The sequence below is a fragment of the Gordonia sp. Z-3 genome, assembly GCF_036233855.1.
Classification (GTDB): domain Bacteria; phylum Actinomycetota; class Actinomycetes; order Mycobacteriales; family Mycobacteriaceae; genus Gordonia; species Gordonia tangerina.
In genome coordinates, this window is sequence record NZ_JAZARS010000011.1 from 99,145 (window position 1) to 125,889 (window position 26,745).

The following is a 26,745-nucleotide window of genomic DNA, read 5'->3' on the forward strand; positions in this document are numbered from 1 at the left end:
AGCATGAGCAGTATCGATCCCCCGACCAGTGTCGTTTCCGCGTCCGACGCGCCGACGGCTGCCCGCGAGGTGCGTCGGTTCTTCGGCCAGCTCGAGGGGATGCGGGCGGTCGCGGCGATCGGCGTGCTCACCACCCATGTCGCCTTCCAGACCCGGGCGGTAGAGCTCCCGGTGCTGGGCCCCCTGCTGGGGCGGCTCGATCTGGCGGTGGCGCTGTTCTTCGGACTGTCCGGTTTTCTGCTGTGGCGCCCGTGGGTGGCCGCCGCACATCGCGCCGTGCCGCGCCCGCGGGTGCGCCGCTATCTGCTCCATCGTCTGGTGCGGATCTGGCCGGCGTATGTGGTGGTGGTGTTCGTGGTGCTCACCCTGCTGCCCGACGCCAAGGGCGCCGACCTCACGGTGTGGCTGGCCAACCTCACCCTGACACAGGTGTTCGTGCCGCTGTCGTTGACGGCGGGGCTCACCCAGATGTGGAGTCTGTCGGTGGAGGTCGCCTTTTACGCCTTGCTGCCGGTGATCGGGCTCGCGATGGTGCGGCTGCGCGTCGCCGACGGTGCCGGGAGCGGGCGGATCGGGTGGCGGATACCGGTGTTGTTCGGTCTCGGGGCGCTCAGCCTCGGGTGGGCTTGGCTCGCGATGGTATTACCGGTGGCCGCCGGGGTGGAACCGAAGAACTGGGTGTTCGGGCATCTGCCGTGGTTCTTGGCCGGTCTGGTGCTCGCGGAGATGGTCGGCGCCATCGAGTTCGACGCCCGTCGGCCGGTGCCTCGCTGGTTGCGGGTGGTCGTCGGAATCGGTGCCCGGCGGTGGGTGATGGCCGCGCTGCTGCTCGTCGCCTACGTGCTGGCCTGCACGCCGATCGCCGGCCCCACCGGCCTGGGTGATCTCGCGCCCTGGCAGTTCGCCGTGAAGATGGTCCTCGGTGCGATCTGCGGGTTCGCGGTGCTCGCGCCACTGGTGTTGTCGGCGGGCCCGTTCCGGTTGTTGTGCTCGCGGGTGATGCTGGCGTTGGGCCGCTGGTCCTACGGCATCTTCATCTGGCATCTCGCGGTGCTGGCCGCAGTGTTTCCGCTGTTCGGGATTGTGCCGTTCAACGGCGATTTCGTGCTCGTGTGGGCCATCACCCTGGCCCTGACGATCGGGGTGTCGGCGGCCAGTTACGCCTTCATCGAGGAACCGGCTCGTCGGCGGCTGCGCACCTGGGAGAGCGTACGGGCGAATCGTCGCCGGGCCCAGCCGGATTCGTCGCCGAACACAGCCGAGAAGACCGTCGACGAGACGGCGATCAACGCGGGCAACTGAACCCACCAGTCGAAGCCGGTGTAGCCGGTCGAGGCGTGCCAGGGCCCGCTCGCGAGGCCGAGGGTGGCGGCGACCATCGCGGCGAACACGAGGGTCACCGTGACCGGTGGGCGCAGGCTCAGGGTGATCACGCCGGTCAGCACCGCGACCATCAGACCCGCCCAGCCGGCGAGCAACCACGCCGCGCCCAGCCAGGACACCGCGGCCGCGCCGGTGAGCCAGGACTCCGAGAGGCTGGGGCCGGTGAACGGTTGCGGGTGGGGGTGGGGGTGGTCCGAGGTGCGCCGTGGCCACCAGGCGAGCAGCAACAGCAGCGCGGTCAGGGCCAGCCCGAGGCCGAGCGACCAGCGGTAGAGCGAGTCGAACCGGTATGTGAGGTCGATGGAACCGGCCGCACCCGCGGGCACCACCCAACCCTGCTGCCAGCCGTTCACCACCACCGGGGCCAGCTCGCGGCCGTCGAGTGAGGCCTGCCACCCGGGGTTGGTGCTCTCCGGCACCACCAGGATGCGGTCGCGGTCGACGGCGTCGACCGCGACACCGCGGTGGGTGTCCGACCAGTCGGTGACGTCGGCGGGTACGGACGCGCGCGATGTGCCGACGTCGGACCGGTCGGTCACCGGCAAGGAGACCTGGTCGACGCTGAATGCCGGGCCGGGGTTGACCGACAGTTCCTGTTCGCCCGCGGGCAGCGAGACCGGTTGGGAGGTACAGGGTGTGGCGACGACGGGACGGCCCGCACGCAGATCGCCGGCGGTGGTGCGCACCGACAGGCCGATCACCTGACCGGACACGGTCAACCCGATGCCGGCGTCACAGCCGATGTCGATCACCCGGTCGTCGTCGGGGGTCGGCTGCGGGCCGGGCAGGATCTGCACTTCGCTGATCCCGACCGGGGCGGCGCGGGCGAATCCGAGGCTGTTGACGTCGATGAGGTCGGTGGTCTCGGTGACGGTCAACCGAATCCGGTCGGTCACCGCCGGCGCCAGGTCGACGATGCCGTCGCGGCCGACGGTGCGTGCCTGGGTGCCCGTGCCGAGGTCCACGGTGACGCGGTGCGGCGCAGCCGGATATCGTTCGGGCAGAATCAGTCTGAGGCGCTCGACACGCTGGGCCTGCGGTAGCCGGATCACGAGCTCGGGGTCGTCGGCCTCCTCGTCGTCGGAACGCGTGGCGGGTTCGGGTGCGGTCCAGGTGGTTTCAGGGTTTCCGTCGACCGCCGCACTCGCGTTGCCGCGCGGATCGTCGACGGCGGTGGGGCCGTCGGCGGTGATCTGGCCGGGGGCGTGGATCAACGCGCGCAACGCATCACTGGATTTCGGCCGCAGCACGACCGTCGGGTCCACGGTGACCGGGGTGGGCACCGACAGGGCGCGCGTCACGATGCCCGGTGTTTCTGGGGCCAGACCGAGGCCGGGTGCGCAGCGCACGGCCGTGTCGTCGGCGACGCAGGTCGAGCGGCCGCCGAGTTCCTGGGTGAGCAGCCAACCCGAGACGGTGGTGTCGGAGGGTGGAGCGGGCAGCGTCACTCGATGCCGGATCGTCATCGGCGCTTGGGTGGCCAGGTCCGCGACGGACACCTCACCGAGTGCGAACTGGTTGCCTGCGCTGCCGTCGGCGGTACTGATCGCCCGGATCTGTACCCAGCGGGTCGGGCCACTGGGAGCGGTCACCGTGACCGGGGTGCCCGGTTCCACGTTCTGGGTGACCGCGCTGCCCGACTCGGTGCTGACCAGGATGGCCGACACGTCGGAGCCCAGCGCCGGCGCGGTGGTGAGGGTGACCGCGAGATCCGAACGTGGCTCGGTGAAGTCGAGTCGCAACCACTTGCCGACCGCGGAGTCGAGGCCGTCGGAGACCCAGGCGGTGTCGGGGTCGCCGTCGAAGGCCGCCGCCGACGAGTTGGCCGGCGAGGTCTGGCCCAGTTGGGTTGCGTCGGAGGCAGACCCGGATGTGGTGACGCGAACCTGGCCGGGTTGGTTGTTCAGCAGCCATTCGCCATGCACCAGGGGTTGTCCGTCGACGGGGTAGTCTGCCACGGCGTTCTGGGTGCGCCGCGGGTCGTCAGGAGCGCGGATCGCCGAACTGTGGTCGTCGACGCGGCCGAAGTCGGTTTCGCGGTCGGTGGGGGTGTCGGTGATCAGGACGCCGGGGCCGTCGCCGAGTCCGGCGCGGCGGGCGTCGGCGGTGAGCAGTGCCGGTCCCATCGGCGGGGCTCCGATGCGTGCGCGCTGTTCCTGGGCGGCGGCGAGCGCCTCCGGTCCACCTGCCACCCGCGGGGTGTCGTCGGCGTCGACGAGGACCGGTCCGGTGCCGGGGAATCCGGTGTCGGCGTTGACGGCATAGATCTGGATGGCCGGCATCGGTGGGCGTAAACCATTGTCCCGCACCACACCCGGCACGGCGGCCGGTCCCACGTCGGGGCCGAAGGTGGCCACCCGGTCGAGTCCCGGCGAGGTGTCGAGGGCCTGCTGGGCGACCAGCGGGCGGGCCGAGCGCGACGTGTCGGGGTCGAGGTCGGCGCGCAGCACCACGAAGCCGATGCCCTGCTGGGCGAGGGTGGCGGCGAGGCCGGGGGAGCCGCGGCCGTCGGCGATCGCGCGTTGCACCGAGTCGAGGGCGCGGATGGCGCCGGGCGGGGTGAGCGGGATGGCATCACGCACCGCCCACGGGGTGTCGGCGAGCGGCTGCAGCGGTTCGTCGCGGGTCAGACCCCACAGTTGGTCGGCGAATGGTGCCCCCGGCACCACGAGTGTGCGGGTGGGGGCGGTGGTGTCGGGGTCGGTGCTGTGGGCCGATAACCAGTTCGCGGTGGCACGCCAGTAGTCGGGGATCTCCTTGTAGGTGCCCGCGGGCGCGAGTTGGCCAGTCCACATCAGCGAACCGGCGCCGATGGCGGCGACCACCACGACGATCGCCGCGGCCACCGGCCGGGACCGCTGGGGGTGGGCGAAGGAAGCCGCGGTGTCGCGAACCGACGTGGTGCCGGGCAGCGGCACGCGGGCCAGCAGATGCGCGATGCCGAGGACCAGCGGGATGCGGATGAATGGTTCGAACTTGTGGATGTTGCGCAGGAAGGCGCCGCTGCCGTCGAGGAACACCCGCACGGGTTCGGCGATGGGGGAGCCGAGTTCACCGGCGTAACCCACACACATCAGCAGCAGACCGACGACCAGCACCGTCACCAATCGTCCGCGGAAGGGCATCCGCCGCATGCACAGTCCGGCGAGTCCGGCGGCGGCCAGCACGCCGGTGGCGACGACGGCGGCGGGTTGGGTGACCAGCACGGCGCCGGCGACGCGTTCCGGTGACACGAACGGTGTCCATGAGCTGGTGCCGCGCAACACCTCGGTCAGCGATGTCCATTCGGTGGTGACCCGGGACGACTCGATGAAGTCGAGGAACGGCGGACTCACCCTGGACAGGATGAGGAGCGGGATCACCCACCACGCGCAGGCCATCGTCAGTCCGAGCGCCCACCAGGCGCCGAAGCGCCACCAGCGGCGCGCCGGGACCACGGACAGTGCCGGCGCATGCAGCAGCCACCACAGCACTGCGACACCGAGCGCGGCGAGGGTGGCGACGGCGTTGACCGCGCCCATCAGCGCGACCGCGGCCGCCGACTGCAGAGCTGCGCGCCACACCGGGCGGTCGGGTACGCGGGTCAGTACCCGGATCAGCGGCAGCAGCACCCACGGGGCCAGCACCATCGGCAGCGTCTCCGATGAGATCGAGCCGATGGTGGTCAGGATGCGTGGGCTCAGCACGAACACGATGCCGGCGATGATCCGGGAGCCGGGGGAGCCGATACGCATCGCCTCGGCGAGTCGGACGATGCCGACGAACCCGATGACCAGCAGCAACGCCCACCACAGCCGTTGGATCACCCAGGGTGGGAGATGCAGGAAGTCGCCGAGAGCGAAGAACGCGCCATGCGGGAAGAAGTAGCCGTAGGCCTGATTCTGCACCTGGCCGAGCGGCGCGTTCGCAGACCACAGGTGGGCGGCGCGGGCGAGGAACCCGATTGGGTTGGCGGTGAGGTCGAGTTTGGTGTCGGCCGAGATCCGCCCTGGCGATTGCAGGAACGAGATGATCAACGAGCACAACGCCGCCACCGCGATGCCGCGGCGGGAGAGCGTGGCGTCCTGGGGCGTCGAGGAGCGATGTACCGCTGGCGTGATAGGCGTCAGGGAGGGCCGCCCGAAGGTCAGTTGTCGGACCCGGAATCGCCGCGTGAGCCGTAGTCGACCGAGCCCTGCACGAACCCGTTGTTGGGGTTGATGCTGTTCACGTCCGTCGACGGGCTGGTCTCGGTGGACAGGAACCCGCCGAGGAACACGGCCCCGAGACCCACCACGATGCCGGCGACTCCGGCCACGGCGCCGGCGACGAGACGGTTGTTGGTCATGGCGACGAAACTACCATCGACCGGTGATGACGACGGTCACCGTGGTCGCGTGGTTCCGGTGGGCCGGTCAGCGGATCACGATCGATCCGTTGCATGCGATGGCGGGGATCGCCCAGAGTGCGTTGCTGTTGGTCGCGTTCAAGGTGATGTTCACGCGGCCCGTGCCGATCGCGGAGGTGTTGACGACGAAGTTGTGCACACCCTGATACGGCGGGCTGATGTGCGTCGTCGACCGCAGCACGCCGCGCTTGTTGGTGCGGGTGTTGTGCCAGTCGAGGCGGGCGTCGGAGCGGTAGCCGACGCCGATCCAGTAGCTGGTGAAGTCGACGGCGATGTAGGTCTTCCCGGCGTACTGCGCCACGATCGCGCGACTCGGCATGAACGGGACGTCGACGACGTTGGGGCTCAGCCCCAGGCATTGGGTCATCCGGTACTCGGTGGCGGCGGCGGCTTCTCCCGCGGCGGCAGTGGTCAGGCCGACGACCCCGGCGCCGGTGATGGCGACGGCAGCAGCGGCGGCGGCGACACGATGGCGGAGCGACTGGCGCACAGACATGGTTCCTCTTATCGGCGACGACATGGCGTTCACGGATGCGGTGTCCGCTATGGGCGTTACCGCCGGCCGGGCGTGCTTTGTTAGCCACGTCACGGTTTTGTGACCGCCTTGTGATCCCGCGAGGGCTGCGGAGTCACTACGCAGTGACCGGCGGTTGCTTCTCACATTGCGCCGGAACGATGAATACCGGCCGGTGGCAGTGTTTGAGGACCCGCTCGGCGACGCTCGACCGCAGCAGCGCCTTCAAGCCCGACGACCCGCGGGTGCCGGTGACGAGCAGATCCACGGCGAGCGCGTCGGCGGCGGCGACCAACGCTCCCCACACGGTGGACTCGACCTCGACCAGCGAGCCTCTCGCGGCGAGTCCGGCCTCGAGGGCCAGTTGGACGCCGCGGCGGTTGATGGTCTCGGCTTCCTCTTCGAGAGCCTGGTCGACGCCTTCCTCGAGGCGGGTGTCGATGAACGGCTGCATGCCGCCTGAGAGCGTCGACAGGCGGGCCGGGGACAGTTCACCGGGCTGCCACGCGGTGACGACGTACGCGGTCTGTGCGCGGAGGAATCGGCCGGCGTAGCGGATGGCGCGGTCGGCGTTGTCGGAGCCGTCGTAGGCGATCATCAGGGTCTGGCGGGCACCCCGGTCCATACCACCGTTGGTCGGGGCGGACTGGGCGGTGGTGGGTGCGCTCGGGTCGGACCCCACGTCCATTGCCCCAGGTTACATGCCAGACTCGTCGCATGGGCTCATCTACACGAGGTTCCGTTGTGCGTGGCGTGGTGTCGATGATCGCGGTCGCGGTCGTGGCGGTGACGAGCGCCGGGTGTGCGAGCAGCGAACCCGCGGGCGTCACGAGCAGCGCGACGTCGGCATACAGCGCTACGTCGGTGGTGTCGAGTTCGTCGGCCGTGGCCTCGCCGACGCCGGTGGCGTGCGGTGCGGCCGAACTGGATCGGATGACGTTGCGGCAGAAGCTTGCCCAGCTCATGGTCGTCGGCGTGACCGGTACCGCGGACGCGCAGGCGATCGTGGACTCCGAGCAGATCGGCGGGATCTTTGTCGGTAGCTGGACCGACAAGTCGATCCTGACCAGCGGTGCCGCGGCGCGGATGTCGCGGGGAGGGCGAATCCCGTTGATGATCACTGTCGATCAGGAGGGCGGTCGCGTGTCGCGGTTGTCGGAGTTGGGTATCGACAGCCCGTCAGCGCGGGAACTCGCGCAGACCCGAACGCCGGAACAGGTGCGGGAGTTGGCCGCCTCGACCGGACGGCAGTTGAGTGAACTGGGTGTCACCGTCGATTTCGCGCCGGTGGCCGACGTGAGCGATGAGGCCGATGGCGAGGTGATCGGGGATCGCTCGTTCAGCAACGACCCGGCGGTGGTGGCCGAGTACGCGCAGGCCTATGCCGAAGGTTTGGCGTCGGCCGGGATCACCCCGGTGTTCAAGCACTTTCCCGGGCATGGGCACGGTTCAGGTGATTCTCATCTAGGCGTGGTGGTGACGCCGCCGCTGTCGACGCTGGAGACCAGTGATCTGGTGCCGTATCGCACGTTGCTGCAGAATCCGGGGCCGGCTGCGGTGATGATGGGGCATCTGATCGTGCCCGGACTGACCGGGCCGGAGACGCCGTCCAGCATCAGTCCACGCGCGTATGGCATGTTGCGGACCGGAAAGCCTTATGGCGGACCGGCATACAACGGTGTGGTGTTCACCGACGACCTGTCCGGGATGGCGGCGATCAGTGCGCGGTACCCGATCGAGCAGGCTGCTCCGATGGCGATCCGCGCCGGCGCCGATATCGCATTGTGGCTCACGACTGACCGCGTGCCAGCGGTGCTCGATGCACTCGAGCAGCAGGTGGCGTCGCAGCGACTGAGCGAGCAGCGGGTGGATCGTTCGGTGGTGCGCGTGCTGCGATCGAAGGGCGTGCTGACGTGCTGAACGAGCCGCCCGACGAGGGGTCGGCCCGACACGATCAGCCGCCTCGTCCTCGCGTTCAGATCACTCCGATGCGCACCGAACGTCCGGTGCGCGGTCGCGGGGTCGTCGTTGCGGTTGGCCTGTGGGCGGCGGCGATCGTGGTGATCGCGGTGACCGCGGTGTTGGTGGCGTTGCACCTGAACGAGATTCGCGTGGTGTTGTCGCTCGACCTTGCGCGCGACGAGCCGGGCGCGACCGCCGACGAGGTGGTGCGGGCGGTGAACATCGCGCTCGGTGTGGGAGCGGTGCTGATAGGCGTCGTGGTGGTGACGGCGATCTACGGATGCACTCGCCTGTGGCAGGGCGCGGGTTCGGGGCGCGGGTGGCTCGTGGTCGCGGTGATTGCGGCAGTGGCGGTGACGGTCGGTGCAGCGATCGTCACCGGGCCGTCGTCATCTGCGGTTGCCGAGGCGGGGCTGCCTGCGCTGTTCCAGTGGCCCCTGCCCGCCGTTGGGTCTGCGATCGGCGCTCTGGCGACGGTGATCGCCTACGTCAGCGCGGGTAGGTGACGATGACCTGACCGGTTCGGGCGTTGCGCCAGGTGATGGTGCGGTCGGTGTGCATGGTCGGTATCCACGGCCCGTCGTGCTTGCGGTCGTGGTCGGGGCGGCACAGTGGTGCGAGGTTGAAGGCCACGGTCCAGCCGCCGGCCAGCGGGTCGGCGTGGCAGAACTTGTGTAGGTGGTCGAGTTCGCATTCCTCGGATGGTCGGCCGCAGTAGGGGTAGCGGCAGCGTCGGTCGAGTTGGATGATCTCGGCGCGCAACGCGGCTGACGGTTTGTAGGTCAGTGCTCCGGGTGGTGGGGTGGCGAATCCGCCGTGGCCGGTGGGGTCGATCGGTGGGGCTGGTGTGCGGTTGCCGAAGATGATCAGTCCGCTGGCGGTGCGGGTGTCACTGGGGCGGGCGGTGATGGTGGTGGCGTGTGGTGCGATTCGTGCGGCGTGGGCCGGGTCGATGGCGCCGTAGCCCATCAGGCGGGTGGGGTCGAGGCCGGTGGGGTCTTGGAGCAGGGTCAGGCCGGGGACGGTGAGGTCGGTGTCGGTGTCGGTGTCGGCGGCGTCGTCGTCAGGATCGTCGGCTACCTCGGCATCTGCTGTGCCTTCGGCGTCCGTGGTGAGTTCGGCTGCTGGGTCCGCGCTGTCCGCGTCGGGGTCGTCGGCCGCTTCCGCATCGGCGACGTCGGTGTCGTGGTCGGCGGGTGGTGCGGTGATGAAATCTCGCCTGGGTTCTGGGGAGGGCGCGACATCCTGAACGGTGTCATCGGCGTCGATTCCGGTGCCGGATTGGGTACTCGCACCGATGTTGTCGTCGTTGTCGATGTTCGAGTCGCTGTCGCGGCCATTGTCGACGTCAGTGTCGTCGTCGAGGTCGGCGAGGGTGATCGGCTGTTCTTCGGCCGCATCAGGCCCACCCAGCACGGGTTCGACGGTGGTCTGGCCGGATGCAGCGGTGTTGTCCGCCGTGGTGGTGTCGACCGACGAGTCACGGACACCGCCGGTGACCGGACTCGGGGTGGTGGCGGGTGCTGGGTTGTTGGTGCGGGTTGGTGTGGCGGGGCAGGTGTCGTCGCCGCAGTGGCAGCGCAGCTTGGCGCCGGGGGCTTTGATGATTTCGGCGAACGCGGCGACGCGTTGGGCTTTGATGCTGCGCCCATCACGGCGACACACCCGTCGTCCGATGAGGGCGCTGATGCGGTCGCGCAGGTGTACGCCGTGTTCGGCGGGGATGCAGGCATCGACGGTCATGTGCCCGAACGCTTCGTTACCGATCGTCACATCCCCGAACAGGTCGGTGATGTCCTCCCGGGTCTCGGCGGCTCGATCGGGGTCGAGGCTGATGATGATGGCGTCGAGATCATCTCGCAGGGCGGTGTCGGTGGTGGGTCGGCTGGCCAGATCGAGCACCACATCGTCGAAATCCCACGGCTCATCCTCGGCGGGATCGTCGGTGGTGGCGGGGTCGGTCTCGGCCGCAGCATCATCGGAGCCGCCATCATCAGTGCCGTCGCCGTCGGAGCCGTCGCCGTCGGTGCGCTCACCATCGGTGCCGGCGTCGAGGTCAGATTCGGGGTCGTCGAGGTCGAGGGTGAGTTCCTCCTCGACATCCTTGCTGTCGGCGTCGGTATCGGGTTCGTCGGTGGTTTCGGCGTTGTCGGCGAGTTCGCCGAGTCGTGCTCGCAGGTCGCCGGTGGGGCCGGTGGCGGCGCCGCGGATGGCCACACCCAGCCGGTGAGGTCTCAAATCGCCGGCACGGAAGGCGTCACGGATCTTGGGGTGTTCGTCGAGTAATTCGTCGAGACTGACCCATTCGCCGGCTTGACGTCGGGAAATACCCAACTGCAGTGAGATTTCGCCTTTCGCGGCCTTGTCCGCGGCGTTGCGGACTCGGTTCGGAACGAAATCGTTGTACCCGGCGAGGCGCTCGTTGTAGGTGGATTGCCCGATCTGGCGGGCGATCTGCATCGCGATGGCCTGGGCTTGATTACTCAACCGCAACAAATCGCGACCATGCTGCGCCAACTCATCGAGACTGCTGGAGGCCAGCAGAGCGTCGTCGGCGGCACGGTCGGTGAAGGTGAACACGGAACGCTCCTTTCCGGCGAAGACGGTCTCTGAGGTCGGGATGGGTTGGTGGGGAATCGAACTGCTGTCAGACTATCGGGCGGGTCTGACAACTTTGCGGCGTTGCGCGCGGCCTGTGGATGGACTTGCTCGGTGAGGTGTTGAGTTCAGGATAGCGATGGGGTGTGACAACTTTTCGTGGATGAGTGTGGTTGTGTGCGTGGACCCTTCGTGACGCGGCCTCGCAAGCTCGGGGCGCTCCTCAGGGATCGTGAGGTGAGCTATGGACTTCCTCCTTGCGGTGGGAAACGTTGGTGGGTAGTCGGACTGGTATCAGACTATCGGGTGGGTCCGACAACTTTGGCTTGCTGCGGGTGCGGTGTGGATGGACTTGTTCGGTGAGGTGTTGGGTTCAGGATAGCGGTGGGGTGTGACAACTTTTGGTAAGTGAATATGGTTGCGTGGGTGGGCCCCTTCGTGACGCTTCCCTCGCAAGCTCGGTCGCTGCTCAGGGATCAGGGGACGCGACCTCGCAAGCTCGGTCGCCCCTCGCGACCAAGGGCTTCGTTCGTTCCTCAGAGGTGATCGGCGTACGCGTCGATCTGCGCAACAACACCTTCGGCGCTTCGTACAGCGGTGGCGCATGCGTCAGACGCCTCGGCGGGCAGCAGTGGGTGGCGGCCCTGGGTGCGCCACGACTGCGCGGCGTCCACGGCCGCGGCGCGGATCTCCGGCGGGGAGGCGTCGGGATGGAGGCGGAGTCGGGAGGCGGGGTCGACGCCGTGGCCGCCGATCAGGTGGCTCAGCTCGTCGGTCTGATCTTCGGTCAGCGGCAGCCCGCCGGCGCGAATCGTGTTGAGCAGCCGGAGTTCGCGGAAACCGTGGACGTCGGCGAGAGCCTGCCTGACCGATGCGCGCACGTCGGTGGCTGCGGGACTTCCGTTGTGCGACAGCACATGGTCGAGGGTCACCAGCACCGAATGTGCCTTGAGCTGGTCCGCTCGCTGACCGAACTGGATGTCGATGACGTCACTGAGCTCGGCGAGGCCACTCCGGGTCATCATCTCCGAGGCGAGTTGTGTCGAGGTGGTGACGCCGAAGCGGATCAGCGTCACCCCCAGCCGTATTCCGAACACCCCGAATCGCTCGGCGAGCGCCCGGCGCGCCGCGGCGTCGATGTGGGGGAGTAGATCCGGCCGTTGGAAGCGGTCGACGCTGAGCAGGGCGGACTCGAGGTCGGCAGGCGCGACCGCGGCCAACTCCATCAGCGTGCGGAACTCCGCCTCCCGCATCGTGCGTGCACCCAAGGCCACCAGGCCCGCGACCGGAACCACGGCCTGGCACAAGCCGGTCCGCGACAGTTCGGTCGCGAATCGGCCGGCAATCTGTTCGGCCGAGATCATCGCATCCATCCGGCCTGCGCCGAGCTCATCGGCACGGGAGACCACGCCGATCACACCGAGTGGCCCGGACCCGCCGCCGATCGATGCGGCGATACGGCGCAACATGTCGGTGTCGGTGGCCGATAGCGAACGCATCAGATAGACGACCGCATCGACGCCGGACTGGCCGTCGTCGGGCGTGAGCAACGACAAAGTCGAGGCCGACAGCTCGGTGGACAACGACGCCGTGCCCGGGGTGTCGACGATGGTGCGGGTGTGTAATGCACGTGACGGCCATTCGACGTCGAGGTGGTCGACGTCGTCGGCGGTCAACGCGCCGAAGTCGAAACCCAGCCGCCCGGCGGTCCGGGTGACCGGGATCGACATCGATCGGCCGTCGACGGTCCGCGCCGACACCGACGCCACCTGACCGCGCCGGTACCAGGTGACCACCCGCGTGCACTCGGTCGCATCAGTGGGCGCGATATCCTGCCCGACAAGCGCATTGAGCAACGTCGACTTTCCGGCCTTCAGTGATCCGGCCAACGCGATCCGGACCGGCTCGGACAGGCGTTGCGCGCATCTGTCGACTGCTTCGGTCGCCACAGCGTCGTCCGCTACCGCCGCGCGTGCCGCCGAGATGAACTCGGCGGCCTGATCGACACCGGTCATCACGCCGTCACCGCAAGGGATTCCAGACGGTCTGCGGCGCGGCGCAGCGCCGCGACGTCCGACAGTGACGATTCCACCACGGCAGCCCGTTGCGTGCGTTGTGTATCGGCGAGTGAGGCGGCGGACTGCGCTGCGCTGAGTGACTCGGCGATCGAACGTGAGGTCTGCTCGGCGACGGTGGTGAAATGATCGCGCAGCACCCGCTGGATCACCCGCAGACGATCCCGTGATTCCTTGCCGACCTGGAAGCTGACGTCGTCGGTGAACGCCCGCACCGCGTTCTTGGCCTTGGCGCGCCGTTCGACGATGCGTGCCTGCTTGTCGTCGCGATAGGCTTTGCTGCCCAGCAATACTCCGGCGCCGACGGACACCGGGTTGATCAACGCCATGCCCATCATCGTGGAGATGAGACCGAACATCAGGACGCCGCCGTACGACCCGCGCATCCCCACCAGCAGCTTCTGGCTCAGTCCGGTTTTCTGTGCATCCAGCGCGGCCAGTTCGGCCACCGAGTCGAATACCCCGTCCAGATCGGCGATGTCGATGGCGGGCAGCGATTCGTCGCCGGATTCGGCGAAGTGTGCGGCCACCCGCTGCGCGAGCCACACCGACCGCTCGTGCGCCCAGACGAAGTTGTCGCCCACCACCGCCGCGGTCTGATCGGCCAGCCACTCGGCGAACCGATCCCAGTCGGTGCCCGGATCGCCGTCGTCGATGGCCCGCTCGGCTTCCCGAGTCACCGCGCGTAAACGATCACGCAGGTCGTGGTCGATGTCCGCGGCGAGATCACCGATCCCGTCGGCGAGCGTCTGCTGCCACTGCGCGGTGCGGCGACGCATGGTCTCCGCGTGGTCTTTGGCCTCCTGTAAACCCGATACGGCGCGGCGCGCGGTATCCGGATCACGTAGCCCCGCCAGTTCGCTGCCGTAGGTCAACGCCAGATGCTCGGACACCACCCGCAGATCGTTGGCGACGGTCGCCCGGGTGGCCTGCTGGGCGTTGGCGACCACGCTGCCACGCAGGTAGCGGTACAGGTCCACGAACCCGGCTTCGGTATTGAGTTGCTCGTCCTGCAGGCGCAACGCGTGAATCCGCAGCGCTGACGACACCGGCAGCACCGGGATGTCGATGCCCGCGGTGCGCAGGTGCGCGCGGTCGGCATCGGCGATCGCCCGCCACTGCGGGTAGAGGTCGGTCTTGGTGAGCAGACACGCCACGGTCGGACACAACTCGGTGACCTGCTGTAGGAAGCGCATCTCCGGGGCGGTGAACTCCTGGCTGGCGTCGGAGACGAAGAGCACCGCATCCGCGGTCGCCACCATTCCCAATGTGGTTGCCGCGTAGGGGTGCCCGTGCCCGCCGACGCCCGGCGTGTCCACCACGACGAGTCCGTCGGCGAGCAACGGTCCCGGTGCGTCGACCTCCAGCCGCGCCACCTCCCGACCCTCGGCGAGATCGGTGGCCGGGGTGATGGAGGTGATCTGATCCAGCGGGACCGGTACCCGGTCCTCGGCCGCGCCGCCGACCACGAGGTGCGCAACCGGTTGCGCGGCATGGCCGATCACGGTCGGCACCGCCGTCGTCTCGTCGTCGCCGACCGAGCAGACCTCGAGATTCAACAGCGCATTGACGAACTGGCTCTTACCCTGCTTGAGCTGGCCGACGACGACGATCCGCAGGCGAGGATCGGTCAGTCGTGTCCGCGCCCCGGACAGCCGGGTGACCAGGTCACCGCGCCCGGCCTCCTCCGCGAGGCCGACCATGCGGTCGAGCAACTCGGGGAGGGCGGACGTGGTGCCCGCGGGAGCGTCTCCCGGTGCGGATGTGCTGTCGGTCATGGTGCTCTCACGGTAACGGGGTCGGACGGGACGCGGCGACGGTGCGTGTCGCGGGATGGCGTGGGATCAGTTGCCGAGCAACCCGTCGTGGTCGGACGTTTCCGTGTCGGTCACGCCCGCATCTGTGTCTCCGCCGAGTCCACCGGACAGCCCGCTGGTCAGTCCGCCGGTGAGTCCACCGGACAGATCCGAGGTCAACCCGGATGCGGTGTCGACGGTTCCGGACAGCGCGCCATCCGCGGCGCTCGTAGCCGAACCGGTCAGCGAACTGTCGGCGTCGGCACCGCCCGATGCCTCCGCTCCACCGGCCGCCGAGGCCGACGCGTCGGCCGAGCCGTCCGCACCACCGCTCAGCGAGGCCGCGGGGCCTCCGAGCGCCGCATCCAGGCCGCCACCGACGGTGCTGTCGAGTCCGCCGGTCACCTGGCCCGCCGCATCCAGCCCGCCGCCGACCGTGCTGTCGAGTCCACCCGTGACCTGACCCGCGGCATCGGTGACACCGCCGACGTCGAGTCCGCCGTCTGCGGAACCGCCCGGCAGATCCAGGCCACTCTGCAAACCGAGACCGTCGGTCAGGCCGGTGCCCCCGGTCAGGGCGCCACCGAGTTCGCCGCCGCCGGATGCCGAGCCGTCACCGGACAGACCCAGATCGACGCCGGCGCCCTGCACGGTCTGGTCCACCGCGCCGGCAGCCGAACCGGCCAGACCGGCACCACCGGCCAGCCCCGAGTCGCTGTCCAGACCCAGCCCGCTGTCCAGACCCAGCCCACTGGTGAGCCCGAGTCCGCTGTCCAGACCGCCGGTGAGGGCCCCTGTGACGCCGGAGTCGCCGGTCAGCGACAGGTCGTCGCCGAGGAGTCCGGTCGATGCCAGCGAGCCGCCGACCGAGAGCGGTCCGGTCGCCGACAACCCGGTGTCGGTGAGTGCGAGCGTCGGGTTCGCGATCGCATCGATCTCACCGGTCACCAATCCGCCCAGACCGCCGACGGAGTGCAGGCTCGAGTCGAGGGTGGCGGTGATGCCGTCGGCGGCCGAGGCGTCGAGGTCCAGTGCGGTACCCAGTGTCGAGGTGACCGCGGTGGTGAGGTCGGTGCCGGCGTTGAGTTGCCCGGTCAACTCCGAACCCAGATCCCCCGAGTACGCCGCACCGAGCACCGCCCCCAACGAACCGCCGAGCCCTGCGGCCACCTCGCCGCCGGCGCCGAGCGCCGACGACAGTGCCCCTCCGAGCTCGGCCGTGGTGCCGGTGAAGACCTCCCCGCCCAACGCGCCGGACAGCGAGCCGCCGAGCGCGGCGTCCAGTGAGCTGCCGAGGTTGGTGACGAGTGCGCCGTCGACACCGAGCGCGGTGCCCAGGTCGGCGGCGAGGAGCTGTCCGATGCTGACGCCGGATGCGGCCGACAGCAGACCGTCGACGCCGACGGCGCCGTCCAGCATGCCGCCCAGGGAGGTGCCCAAGGCGGCGGCGATGTCGCCACCGGCACCGCCGACCGCGGCGAGCCCCGCCGACAGATCGCCGGTGAGGCCACCGTCGAGCAGACCCGTCAGGTCCGCGCCGAGTACGCCGCCGGCGCCCAGCGCGCCCGCCAGCGCGCCGCCGAGGTCGGCGCCCACCTCGCCGCCGGCGCCCAGCGCCCCGGACAGCACGGTCGACAGCGAGGTGTCCAGCCCGGCACCCGCGTTGAGGAGTCCGTCGAGGGCGGCGCCTGCGGAGAGTCCGTCGAGTTCCAGGCCACCGTCGAGCGCGATGCCCAACGCCCCGCCGAGCGCTGCCCCGAGGTCGGCGGCGACGTCGCCACCCGCGGCCAGCGTCGACGACAAGGCGGCCCCGACGGCCCCTTCGAGGTCACCACCTGCGGAGATCACCGACTCCAGGCCTGCGCCGAGCGCGGCGTCGAGGGCAGCCGACAACCCGGCTTCGGCTCCGCCGCCGACACCGAGCGCGGCGGCGACGGCACCACCCATCACCGCACCGAGTCCGGCGCCGCCGGTCAACGCGATCCCGCCGACGGCCGCCGCGCTTGCCGACAGCACCGCGGTGACCGCGGTACCCAGTTCGGCGGCGACCGCGCCGCCGGCACCGAGTCCGGCGGCCAACCCACCGCTGAGGGTGGCGCCCAGCTCACCGGACAGTTCGCTGATGGCCTGCGCGTCGAGCAGTCCGCTCAGCGCGGCTTCCACACCACCGGCCGCGGCCAGGGTCCCGGCGAATGCGGCCGAGAGTTCGGAGGCCAGCGCGGCGTCGAGGCCCAACGCTCCGGACAACACCGCGGAGACTGCGCCACCGGCGCCGAGCCCCGCCGACAATGCGGTTGCCAGTTCGGCACCGAGTCCGGCGCCCGCGCCGATCCCGGCGCCCACCAGGCCGCCGAGGGTCGCGCCGAATGCGCCGGCGGCCGCACCGCCGAGTTCCAGACCGGCACTCAACGCCCCGGACAGTCCGCCACTCACGGCACCGGCCAGACCGCCGCCCGCTTCGAGCGCGGCATCCAGTGCGGTGGCGAACTGGCCGACGAGTGCGCCCTCGGCCCCCAGCGCTGCAGACAGCGCCGCCGCAGCCTGCCCGCCGATACCCGCCGCCGCCGACATCCCGCCGGCGAGCATGGTGTCCAGCGCCGCACCGATGGTGCCGCCGAACTGGGCGGCCACCGTACCGCCCGCCGCCAGCCCGGCCGACAGGGTGGCGCCCAGCATCACCGCGAGTTGTCCGGCGAGGTCGAGATCGCCGAACGCGATGCCGCCCAGATCCAGATCGCTCACCTGGAATCCGGACAGGTCGATCGCACCGAGCCCGATGCCACCGAGCGCCGAGCCGAAGTCGATGTCACCGACGGTGAAGGACCCGAGGTCGAAACCTCCCAACCCGAAACCGAGACCGCCGAGATCGACACCGCCCATCGAGCCGCCGCCGAGTCCGATGTCGCCGGTCCCGACACCGCCCAGGCCCACCCCGCCACCACCTGCAGCACCACCGCCGATGCCCACCCCTCCGAGGGCACCGCCGGCAGCTCCGCCACCGAATCCGGCCCCGCCGCCCAGCGCTGCGCCGGCGCCGGTGATCGCCCCGATCCCGGCACCCGCCGACACCAGACCGGCGTCGGCGATGAGCGGCGCGGCGGCCGAGATGTCGGCCGGAGTCACCCCGTGCAGGCCGGCCGCGTCGAGCGAGGCCTGCGGGTTGCGGCAGTACGCGGCAATCGATTCGTCGTCGCGCAGCAGGCCGAGAATGAAGTCGAGTACGGCGTTGGTGGCCATCAGGATCGTCCCCTCGTCGGACGAGACCAAGGTGATCTCGTGTCGTGAATCCGACGGTAGGGACACCGTCACCGGCGCCGCATCGGGGAAAATCCCGGGTTCTTCGGCGGGCCTCGGGGCACCCTCGGGGTTTTGTCCCCATTCTCTGCGGAGAGCTAACGAAAGGCCCTCTGAGCACGACACACTCAGCAAGCGCACCGTTGGAGACCAGGGCCATCACCGGCAACGGGTGATGTCGGAACTGTCGACTCCGATCCGGGTGCGAGGACAGGAGTGTGGGTGATGACCCTCGGAATCGGTGTCAAGATCGGCGCCGACACGTGCGTGGCGACGGTGGCGACCGACGCCGCGTGGGAAGCGACGATCACGCGTGAGACGACCGGACTCGTCGGCCGCGACGATTTCGTCGATCGGGTAGGTGACCCTGTCGCCCTCGTGGACGCCGACGGCGACCCGATCGCTGCCGCGGACCTGTTCGCCGACGCGGTGGCCGCGATGGTGCAGGCGGTGGCCGATGAGGTCGGCGACGTGTCGTCGGCGCGGCTGGCGATCGCCTACCCCGACAGCTGGAGCGACGATGCGCTCGACGCGGCGCGCCGCAGCGTCGACGACCGCCTGGGGCCGACCGGCGTGGAGGTGGGCTGGCAGTCCACCTCCGCCGCCGTGGTCGCCGCCGCCGAGCATGCACACGGCTCGTTCGCCGACGATTCGGTGGTGGTGTGCCACGATCTGGGCGCCTCGGCGGTGACGGTGTCGGTGGTGCGGGTCGGCGACGATCCCGAGGTGATCGGGCAGCCGCTGATGTCGTCGGCGGTCAGCGGTCGCGAGTTCGACCGGCTGCTGCTCGCCGAGGTGCTCGAGGTGACCGGCGCCGCGTCGGCGCTCGGCGCGGCGGCCACCACCATGGCCGATCCGACGGTGCTCGACGACCTGGAACGTTTGCGCGCGGACTGCCGCGCCGCGAAAGAGGCGCTGTCGGTGGACACCGACACCGTCGTCGACGTCGCGGTCGCCTCGGTGCACACCGAGGCCCGGCTGGTGCGTGAGGACGTCGAGAATCTGTTGCGCGCCCCGATCCTGGAATCGGCCGCGCTGATCCGTGAGGCACTCATCGCCGCCGACGTCGAGCCCACCCAGGTGAGCGCGATCGTCGCCACCGGCGGTGGTGCGGCGATCCCACTCGTGGCCGAACTGCTCTCGACCGCCGCGCGGACCTCCGTGGTGGTGGACCCAGACCCGATCACCGCCCCGGCAGCCGGGGCCATCCTGTTGGAATCCCGCGTGTCGGCGGAGTCCACCGCCGTCCTGCCGGTCGACGCCGCCGCGACCGCGGTGCAACCGGCCGAGCCGCCGGTGCGCGGCATCATCCCGGCGCCGGCACTGCCGGTCGGCGAACCCGAACCCCGGCTCAGTCGCCGTCGACGAGGCACGTTGGTGGCCGTCGGCACCGCGGTGCTGGCCGTCATCACCGCTACCGGGCTGTCGGTGGGTACCGGCCTCGTCGGGCATTCGGAACCGGCCACACCCGCGCCGGCCGGGGCCGCGGTCACCGAGGGACCATCGAGTCGGACATCACCGGCCGGCGGCACGACCGGGCTGCAGGCCGAACAACTCGAGAGTCGCAACGGTGCGTCGGGTGCCACCACGACGGCGCCGGGCACCACCGCGGCCGATCAGCCGGGCACGCCCACCGCGCCGGGCACTCAGGCGCCGGGCACGCAGGCCCCTCGAACCCAGGCTCCGGGCACTCAAGTGCCCGGTACCCAGGCCCCGGGCACTCAGACCCCTGGCACCCAGGCTCCGGGGACCGGTTCTCCGGGTAGTCAGAATCCCAGCCCCAACCCGCCCGCGCCGAGCCCGCCACCAGAGTTCCCGGCGGACTCGGGGACCGGCGGCGGTTCCGGCGGTGGCGGTAATGGCGGTGGCTCCGGCGGTGGCGGGTTGACCCAGCTGCCCGGCGAGATCGTCGGCGGCGCCGGCGACACCGTGTGCGGTGTCACCGACCTGCTGTGCCTCGGCCGGTAGCGCCGATGTCGGTGGAGACGGCAGATGCGGCACACCGGCGGTCGGCGACCGCGGCCCGCGATTGGATCGACGACGTCGTCGAACGGCTCGGTAGCGGTGCCGGAGACTGTGCGCTCATCGTCGGTCCGCCCGGCACCGGCCGATCAGGACTGCTGGCGACGGTCGAGCACCGCCTGCGGGACGCGGGCGCGCACGTCGTGGTGGGACCCGCTGGTGCGTCCCCGAACGCCGGCACACGCCCGGTGGTGATCGCCGACGACCTGCACGCCTGGCCGAGCGACGTGGTGGCAGACCTCGCCGCACGCCTCGAGCGCGGACAGATCGCTCTTGTCGGCGCCACCCAGAAACGTCGCCGCGGCCGAGAGCTCCCCGCCCTCATCGCACGGGCCCGACGCAGCGGGATGGAACTCGAACGACCCGCGATGTCCACCGGCGACGTGATCGACCGGGCCGTCGAACTCGGCGTGTCCCTCACCCCGACCGAGGCCTCCCACATCCGTCGACGGTGCTGCGGCGCGAGCGCCCTGATCGACGTCGCGCTCGAGGCCGTGCGTGGCGAGGACATCGAGGACCCCGATGCGCTCACCGAACTCGACCCGGTCGCCGTCGCGACCCGCATCGCCCGCGACTGGCATCACCAGCTGCTCGGTGACCTCGACGACGACGCGCTCGACGTGCTGGCGGTGGCCGCTGTGGGCGCCGCACTCGATCCACACTCGGTGTCGACGATCCTGGAGCTCGAACCGCGCGATGCCGGGGATGCCGTCGACCGTGCCCGCGGCACCGGCCTGCTGGGGGCCTGTGACCGGCCACTGCCCGAACTGATCGACACGCTGCGGGCCGTCGTCGGCGAGGTGCGTCTCGGTGTGCTGCGCCGACGGGTCGCGCAGACCGTCCTGGACACCGGCAACCTGACCGCCGACGATGCGGTCCGCGCCGTGGAGGCCGGCCTCACCGGCACGGTCATCGTCGACACTCTGCGTGCGGCCGCTGACGAGGCGCCACCCGAGCGTGCCGCGGCGCTGTTGGCGACCGCCGAACGGGGTGGGGGAGCGCCGACGATGCTGCGTCCGCATCGCGCGCGACTGATCCTCGACACCGGCGACGTGGTCGGGGCGGCCGCGTTGCTCGACGAGGTGCTGCAGTCCGGCTGCGAGCCGGGGTCGGAGGTTGCCGACACCGTCGCCGTGGCCGCCGAGGTCGCCACCGCGGCCGGGCGTCCGGGCCATGCCGCCGAGCTGTTCGGTTGGTTGGGTACCGAGCACCTCGGAGTGCATCGCGCCGCTGCGGTGACCGCGCTGCTCGGCGTCGGGGACCGGGGCGGGGCCGACACCGTGCGCGCCGCCGGCACCGGACCACCGTCGACGCTGCGGCATGCCGAGGACACCGTCATCGGCTATCTGCTCGACGCAGGCGACGGGGGCACTTCCTGCGACGCGGTGATCGCGGCCTGGTCGGCGGTCGGGGATGCCGAGTCGCTGCGGCCGTGCGTGTGGCCGGTGTTCGCGCTGGCCCTCTGCCGCGGCGAACTCGACGGTGCGCGAGCACTGGTCGAGGGTGTCGAGGCCGTGTCGCCCGGCGACCGCGACGTGCTGCGGTCATGGCTGTCGGTGCTGGCCGACGGCACCGATGGGTCGGCCGCGCACCTCGACGACCTGACACCGGCGACCCGGCTGCGGGCGGTCGTCGCGGGACTCGGCGCCGCGCGTCGGGCCGATGATCGCGATGCGCTCGCCTCGCGGTGGCAGCGGGTGGCGCCGTCGGTGTCGACGATGCAGGTGAGTCTGCACGACCTGATCGTCGTCGACGAATGCCGGCGCAGTGCCGCCCGCCTCGACGACGCCGACCGATTGCACCGCCAGTGTGCTGCGATCGACGATCTGCTGGGCGCGCTCGGCTCCGGCACGGCGTGGCATCGTGCCTGGCAGTGGAGCGAGACATCCATGCCCGGGGTGCCGGCCGCGGTGTCGGCGCCGGCCCACGTCGTCGACGGTCCGCTCACCGAGCGAGAAGCCGAAGTTGCGCGTGAGCTGCTGGCGGGATACACCTACCGGGAGATCGGTGAGCGTCTGTTCATCTCGGCGAAGACCGTCGAGCATCATGTCGCCAACATCCGGAGGCGGCTCGACGCAGGTTCCCGCTCGGAACTCCTGGCCGCAATTCGCGAGGTCGGCTACCGCTGAACTTACCCCCGGGTAAGATGGTCCGAACGCGTCGACGCGCGATCTGGGCTAGTGGTGAGGAGTGGTGATGGCCGGCGGTACCAAGCGGTTGCCCCGTGCGGTGCGGGAACAGCAGATGCTCGATGCCGCGGTCAAGGTGTTCTCCGAGAACGGCTACCGCGAGGCGTCGATGGATTCCATCGCCGCCGAGGCGGAGATCAGTAAGCCGATGCTGTACCTGTACTACGGATCCAAGGACGAGCTGTTCAGCGCCTGCATCGAACGCGAATCCACTCGCTTCATCGAGGCCATGAGCGTCGGCTTCGACCCGTCGCTGCGCCAGCGCGAACAGGCCTACACCGTCGTCAAGGAATTCCTGCGCTTCGTCGACGAGCACCGGCAGTCGTGGAAGGTGCTCTACCGCGTCGCCGTCGGCACTCAGACGTTCTCGCATTTTGTCGTCGACAGCCGCAAACGCGTCACCGAAATGGTCACCGAACTCATCCGCACCGGCACCACCGTCGAGGGTGCCCGCGACATCGACTTCGAACTCACCGCCGTCGCCCTGGTTGGTGCCGGTGAGGCTGTCGCCGACCGCATCACCGAAGGCGACGTGGACCTCGAGACCGCCACCGACCTACTCGTCGGCATCACCTGGCGCGGTCTGAAGGGGGTCGGCACCGCCGACGTCGGCGTCGACTAAGGCCGCACAGTTCCGCCCTCGGCGTACGCCGAGGTGAGACTTGGTGAGGTGTCTCGCTATGCGCCGCGGGTGGTCGCGGTCAGGTGCGGGGCACCCTTGCGGCGGTCGAGGACCGAGATGTCGAAGTTGCCATTTCCATCGATGCGCCGCGTGTACAGGTTCACCTTGGCGGGCAACAGGATCGGCTTGCCGAAGCGCACCGTGTAGGTGACGTCGTCGGGCAGCTGCGCCTCGACGTTGGCCACCGCGGCGGCGGCACTCCACATGCCATGCGCGATGGCCTTCGGAAAGCCGAACGCCTTCGCGGTCAGGTTGCCCATGTGGATGGGGTTGCGATCGCCTGAGGCCTCGGCGTACTGACGGATGCGCCCGAGGTCCACCGACAGGATCGAATCCGGCGGTGGAGGAGCGTACTGCTTGGGCTCCGGGCCGCGCGGCTCGTCGGACAGGCTGGTCCGCTGCTGCTTGAGAAACGTCGCGGTCTGGGTGGTGACCAGCTCGGCGCCCACCCGGATCTCCGAGATCATGTCGATCAACAGTCCCTTGCGGTGCTCGCGCAGGTTCTCCGCATGGGTGTCGATGGTCAGCGGTTCGTCGACACCGATCGGACGAGCCCGGTGGATCGAGTTCTCCAGATGCACCGAACCGACTGCGCCGAAAGGGAAGTCGCCGTCGGTCATCACCTTCATGGCAAGCGGGAACTGCAATACGAACGGGTAGGTGATCGGCAGTGTCGAACCGAATCGCTGGCCGGTGACCCGGGTGTAGGCGTGCAGCTGCTCCGGATTCACCCGTACGTTCTCCAACCGATAGTGGCGGTCGGGGATGACGGCGTCGGCCCGCACCTTGGCGGGCTTGCCGATGACCGGGAGCATCGCACCGACGGCTTTCGAGTAGACCTCGGCGGTGCCCGGCGCGCTGGACAGTGTGATCGTCTTGGCCATCAGGCCCCCAGGAATCCCTGGCCGCACACGCGGACCACGTTGCCGGTGATGGCGCTCGACGCCGGGTTGGCGAAGTACGCCACGGTTTCGGCGACGTCGACGGTCTGCCCACCCTGCTGGAGCGAGCTCATCAGGCGGCCGGCCTCGCGGGTCGCGACGGGAATCGCGGCGGTCATCTTGGTCTCGATGAAGCCCGGGGCGACCGCATTGATGGTGACGCCCTTCTCGGCGAGGATCGGCGCGTAGGTGTCGACCAGGCCGATCACGCCGGCCTTCGAGGCGCCGTAGTTGGTCTGGCCGCGGTTGCCGGCGATGCCGGCGATCGACGACACGTCGATCACGGCGCCGCCCTCCTTCAGGGCGCCCTTCTCGATCAGTCCGTTCACGAGCTGCTGCGGCGCGATGAGGTTGACCGCGATCACCGAGTCCCAGCGCGCGGCATCCATGTTGGCGAGCAGCTTGTCGCGGGTGATGCCGGCGTTGTTGACGATGATGTCGATACCGCCGTGACGTTCGAGCGCGTGCTCGGCGAGCTTCGCGCCGGCGTCGTCGGCGCTGACATCCAGCGGGAACGAGGTGCCCTTGACCTTGTTGGCGGTCTCGGCGAGCGCCTCACCGGCGGCCGGGATGTCGGCGCAGATGACGTGGGCGCCGTCCCGGGAGAGGACCTCGGCGATGGTGGCGCCGATGCCGCGGGCGGCGCCGGTCACCACGGCCACCTTGCCCTCGAGTGGACGATCCCAGTCTTTCGGTGCGGTCGCATCGGCGTCGCCGACCCTGATGACCTGTGCGTCGACGAACGCCGACTTCGCCGACAGCACGAACCGCACCGTCGACTCCAGGCCGGTGAGACCGGTCTTGGCGTCGGGGGAGACGTAGACGAGCTGGACCGTCGCGCCCTTCTGTAGCTCCTTACCGACCGAGCGTGTGAAGCCCTCGAGCGCGCGCTGGGCGACGTGCTCGTTGGGGTCGGACACGAGCTCCGGGGTGGTGCCCAGCACCAGCAGTCGCGCGCTGGGCGCCAGCGAACGCATCTGCGGTCCGAAGAACTCGAACAGCTGACGCAACTCCGACGGCGAGGTGATGCCGGTGGCGTCGAACACCAGCGCGCCGTACTTGTCGGCGCTGCGGCCGGACGTGGCGTTCTGGATGAGGGTGTAGTCGGGTGCCGACAACATCTCGCGCAGCGGCTCGACGAGCCGGCCCGATCCACCCAGCAGCACCGGGCCGGGCAGCGGCGGCTCCGATGGCTTGTAGCGGCGCAGCGTCGGCGGGACGGGCAGGCCGGCCTGCTTCGCGAGGAACGAGCCGGGTGCGGAATGGACGAAATTCGAGTACAGGCCAGTGGCTGCCACGGGAGATCTCCTCTGTGCTTCTACGGCAGATCGGGTTGGGTGAAGTCCGTGTGCGACGACGCTCACGCAAAGCGACGTTCGACAACTAACTTACTCATGAGTAAGAATACTGTACAGACATCGAACTACACCCCCTGGGAGATCGAAGTGGCTCAGACACCCAAGACCCGCACTCAGCGCCCGGTCGCGATCCTCGGCGGCAACCGGATTCCGTTCGCCCGCCAGGACAAAACCTACGCCGAGGTCAGCAATCAGGAGATGTTCACCGCAGCTCTCGATGGCCTGGTGAGCCGCTACAGCCTCCAGGGGGAGCGTCTCGGCATGGTCGCCGGCGGCGCCGTCCTCAAGCATTCACGTGATTTCAATCTCATGCGCGAATGCGTCCTCGGGTCGGCGCTGTCGCCCTACACGCCCGCCTTCGACATCCAGCAGGCCTGCGGCACCGGCCTGCAGGCCATCGTCGCGGTGGCCGACGGCATCGCGGCCGGCCGCTACGACGTCGCCGTGGGCGGCGGCGTGGACACCACCTCCGACGCGCCGATCGGTGTCTCGGAGTCGATGCGGCGGCAGATGCTCCAGGTCAACCGGTCACGCAGTACCAAAGATCAGCTGCTCAACGCGTTGAAGCTGCTGCCGAAACTGGGCATCGAGATCCCGCGCAACGGTGAACCGCGCACCGGCATGTCGATGGGGGAGCACGCCGCCATCACCGCCAAGGAGTTCGGCATCAAGCGTGCCGACCAGGACGCGCTCGCTGCGGCCAGCCACCAGAACATGGCGGCCGCCTACGATGCCGGCTTCTTCGACGACCTGATCACCCCGTTCCTGGGACTGACCCGCGACCAGAACCTGCGGGGCGATTCCACCGCGGAGAAGCTCGCCAAGCTCAAGCCGGTCTTTGGTGTCTCGTTGGGTGACGCGACGATGACCGCGGGCAACTCCACCCCGCTGACCGACGGTGCGTCGACGGTGCTGCTGGGCACCGACGAATGGGCCGAGGCCAAGGGGCTGCCGGTGCAGGCCTACCTCGTCGACAGCGAGACCGCGGCCGTCGACTACGTCAACGGCCCGGACGGTCTGCTGATGGCCCCCACCTACGCGGTGCCCCGGCTGCTCGAGCGCAACGGGCTGACCCTGCAGGATTTCGACTTCTACGAGATCCACGAGGCCTTCGCCAGCGTCGTGCTGGCCACCCTCGCGGCGTGGGAGTCCGAGGAGTACTGCAAGGAGCGTCTGGGCCTCGACAACGCGCTCGGAGCGATCGACCGCGCCAAGCTGAACGTGCACGGCTCCTCGCTGGCCGCCGGTCACCCGTTCGCCGCAACCGGAGGACGGATCATCGCGCAGGCGGCCAAGACGATCCGCGAGAACGGCGGTGGTCGCGCGCTCGTCTCGATCTGCGCGGCCGGCGGCCAGGGCGTCACGGCCATAGTCGAGGGCTGACCAGCGCAGATGTGACCGGATTGAGGCCTGCGCAACGATCCGGTCACACTCGCCGAAGAAAAGTTCTCGGAAAGCTGTAACGCCGCGCGAAGTAGCGTAGATATACGAGTAGCTCCGGCTGAGCTGCCAGACCCCCGACCCGGCAGCTCGGTCGGGGCGCC

The 26,745-nt window shown here is 69.8% G+C and carries 16 protein-coding genes and 1 pseudogene; 7 read left to right on the plus strand and 10 right to left on the minus strand.

Going from position 1 to position 26,745, the window contains the following annotated elements; genetic code table 11:
* Nucleotides 1–99: 99 nt before the first annotated feature.
* Nucleotides 100–1,146 (plus strand): annotated as a pseudogene (locus tag VX037_RS14500) (acyltransferase family protein); the annotation flags it as partial.
* Nucleotides 1,147–1,157: 11 nt separating this feature from the next.
* Here VX037_RS14500 and VX037_RS23725 read toward each other — a convergent pair.
* The 4 genes from VX037_RS23725 to VX037_RS14520 form a co-directional block, all read right to left on the minus strand.
* Nucleotides 1,158–5,417, minus strand: a complete 4,260-nt coding sequence (locus tag VX037_RS23725) for an alpha-(1->3)-arabinofuranosyltransferase domain-containing protein (protein ID WP_442903678.1) — start codon at nt 5,415–5,417, stop codon at nt 1,158–1,160.
* A 92-nt stretch (nt 5,418–5,509) separates the two neighbouring features.
* Nucleotides 5,510–5,710 carry a DUF2613 domain-containing protein gene (locus tag VX037_RS14510; RefSeq protein ID WP_160902062.1) on the minus strand — a complete coding sequence of 67 codons (201 nt, stop codon included), beginning with the start codon at nt 5,708–5,710 and terminating at the stop codon, nt 5,510–5,512.
* Between the two features lie 67 nt (nt 5,711–5,777).
* A complete protein-coding gene (locus VX037_RS14515; RefSeq protein ID WP_235722806.1) occupies nt 5,778–6,266 on the minus strand; it encodes a hypothetical protein in 489 nt (162 codons plus the stop codon).
* Nucleotides 6,267–6,402: 136 nt separating this feature from the next.
* Nucleotides 6,403–6,972 carry a universal stress protein gene (locus VX037_RS14520; RefSeq protein ID WP_235722805.1) on the minus strand — a complete coding sequence of 190 codons (570 nt, stop codon included), beginning with the start codon at nt 6,970–6,972 and terminating at the stop codon, nt 6,403–6,405.
* A gap of 29 nt (nt 6,973–7,001) precedes the next feature.
* Here VX037_RS14520 and VX037_RS14525 point away from each other — a divergent pair, with 29 nt between their 5' ends.
* Nucleotides 7,002–8,204 carry a glycoside hydrolase family 3 N-terminal domain-containing protein gene (locus tag VX037_RS14525; RefSeq protein WP_235722804.1) on the plus strand — a complete coding sequence of 401 codons (1,203 nt, stop codon included), beginning with the start codon at nt 7,002–7,004 and terminating at the stop codon, nt 8,202–8,204.
* 68 nt (nt 8,205–8,272) lie between these two features.
* Nucleotides 8,273–8,752, plus strand: a complete 480-nt coding sequence (locus tag VX037_RS14530; RefSeq protein WP_328714739.1) for a hypothetical protein — start codon at nt 8,273–8,275, stop codon at nt 8,750–8,752.
* Here VX037_RS14530 and VX037_RS14535 read toward each other — a convergent pair.
* The 4 genes from VX037_RS14535 to VX037_RS14550 form a co-directional block, all read right to left on the minus strand.
* On the minus strand, nt 8,736–10,826 hold the full coding sequence (locus tag VX037_RS14535; RefSeq protein WP_328714740.1) for an HNH endonuclease signature motif containing protein: 2,091 nt from the start codon (nt 10,824–10,826) through the stop codon (nt 8,736–8,738). The genes VX037_RS14530 and VX037_RS14535 overlap by 17 nt on opposite strands.
* 554 nt (nt 10,827–11,380) lie before the next feature.
* Nucleotides 11,381–12,859 (minus strand): dynamin family protein, encoded by a 1,479-nt coding sequence (locus tag VX037_RS14540; protein WP_266060804.1) that lies wholly within the window; start codon nt 12,857–12,859, stop codon nt 11,381–11,383.
* On the minus strand, nt 12,859–14,697 hold the full coding sequence (locus VX037_RS14545) for a dynamin family protein (protein WP_328714741.1): 1,839 nt from the start codon (nt 14,695–14,697) through the stop codon (nt 12,859–12,861). Before VX037_RS14545 ends, VX037_RS14540 begins: the two co-directional genes overlap by 1 nt.
* A 66-nt stretch (nt 14,698–14,763) precedes the next feature.
* Complete coding sequence (locus VX037_RS14550; RefSeq protein ID WP_328714742.1) at nt 14,764–18,024, minus strand: IniB N-terminal domain-containing protein; 3,261 nt, start codon at nt 18,022–18,024, stop codon at nt 14,764–14,766.
* Between the two features lie 210 nt (nt 18,025–18,234).
* Here VX037_RS14550 and VX037_RS14555 point away from each other — a divergent pair, with 210 nt between their 5' ends.
* The 3 genes from VX037_RS14555 (at nt 18,235) to VX037_RS14565 (ending at nt 22,842) form a co-directional block, all read left to right on the plus strand.
* Nucleotides 18,235–19,977, plus strand: a complete 1,743-nt coding sequence (locus VX037_RS14555; protein ID WP_287014621.1) for an Hsp70 family protein — start codon at nt 18,235–18,237, stop codon at nt 19,975–19,977.
* Nucleotides 19,962–22,160: a helix-turn-helix transcriptional regulator gene (locus tag VX037_RS14560; protein ID WP_328714743.1), complete on the plus strand. Its 2,199-nt coding sequence runs from the start codon at nt 19,962–19,964 to the stop codon at nt 22,158–22,160. The genes VX037_RS14555 and VX037_RS14560 overlap by 16 nt, the downstream gene beginning before the upstream one ends.
* Before the next feature lie 67 nt (nt 22,161–22,227).
* A complete protein-coding gene (locus VX037_RS14565) occupies nt 22,228–22,842 on the plus strand; it encodes a TetR/AcrR family transcriptional regulator (RefSeq protein ID WP_235722798.1) in 615 nt (204 codons plus the stop codon).
* A gap of 56 nt (nt 22,843–22,898) precedes the next feature.
* On the opposite strand, the gene VX037_RS14570 is transcribed toward VX037_RS14565, so the two are convergent.
* Nucleotides 22,899–23,786 carry a MaoC/PaaZ C-terminal domain-containing protein gene (locus VX037_RS14570; RefSeq protein ID WP_287014619.1) on the minus strand — a complete coding sequence of 296 codons (888 nt, stop codon included), beginning with the start codon at nt 23,784–23,786 and terminating at the stop codon, nt 22,899–22,901.
* Nucleotides 23,786–25,141 carry a 3-oxoacyl-ACP reductase gene (locus VX037_RS14575; RefSeq protein WP_287014618.1) on the minus strand — a complete coding sequence of 452 codons (1,356 nt, stop codon included), beginning with the start codon at nt 25,139–25,141 and terminating at the stop codon, nt 23,786–23,788. The genes VX037_RS14570 and VX037_RS14575 overlap by 1 nt, the downstream gene beginning before the upstream one ends.
* Before the next feature lie 147 nt (nt 25,142–25,288).
* Here VX037_RS14575 and VX037_RS14580 point away from each other — a divergent pair, with 147 nt between their 5' ends.
* On the plus strand, nt 25,289–26,584 hold the full coding sequence (locus VX037_RS14580) for an acetyl-CoA C-acetyltransferase (RefSeq protein WP_235725850.1): 1,296 nt from the start codon (nt 25,289–25,291) through the stop codon (nt 26,582–26,584).
* Nucleotides 26,585–26,745: the final 161 nt, after the last annotated feature.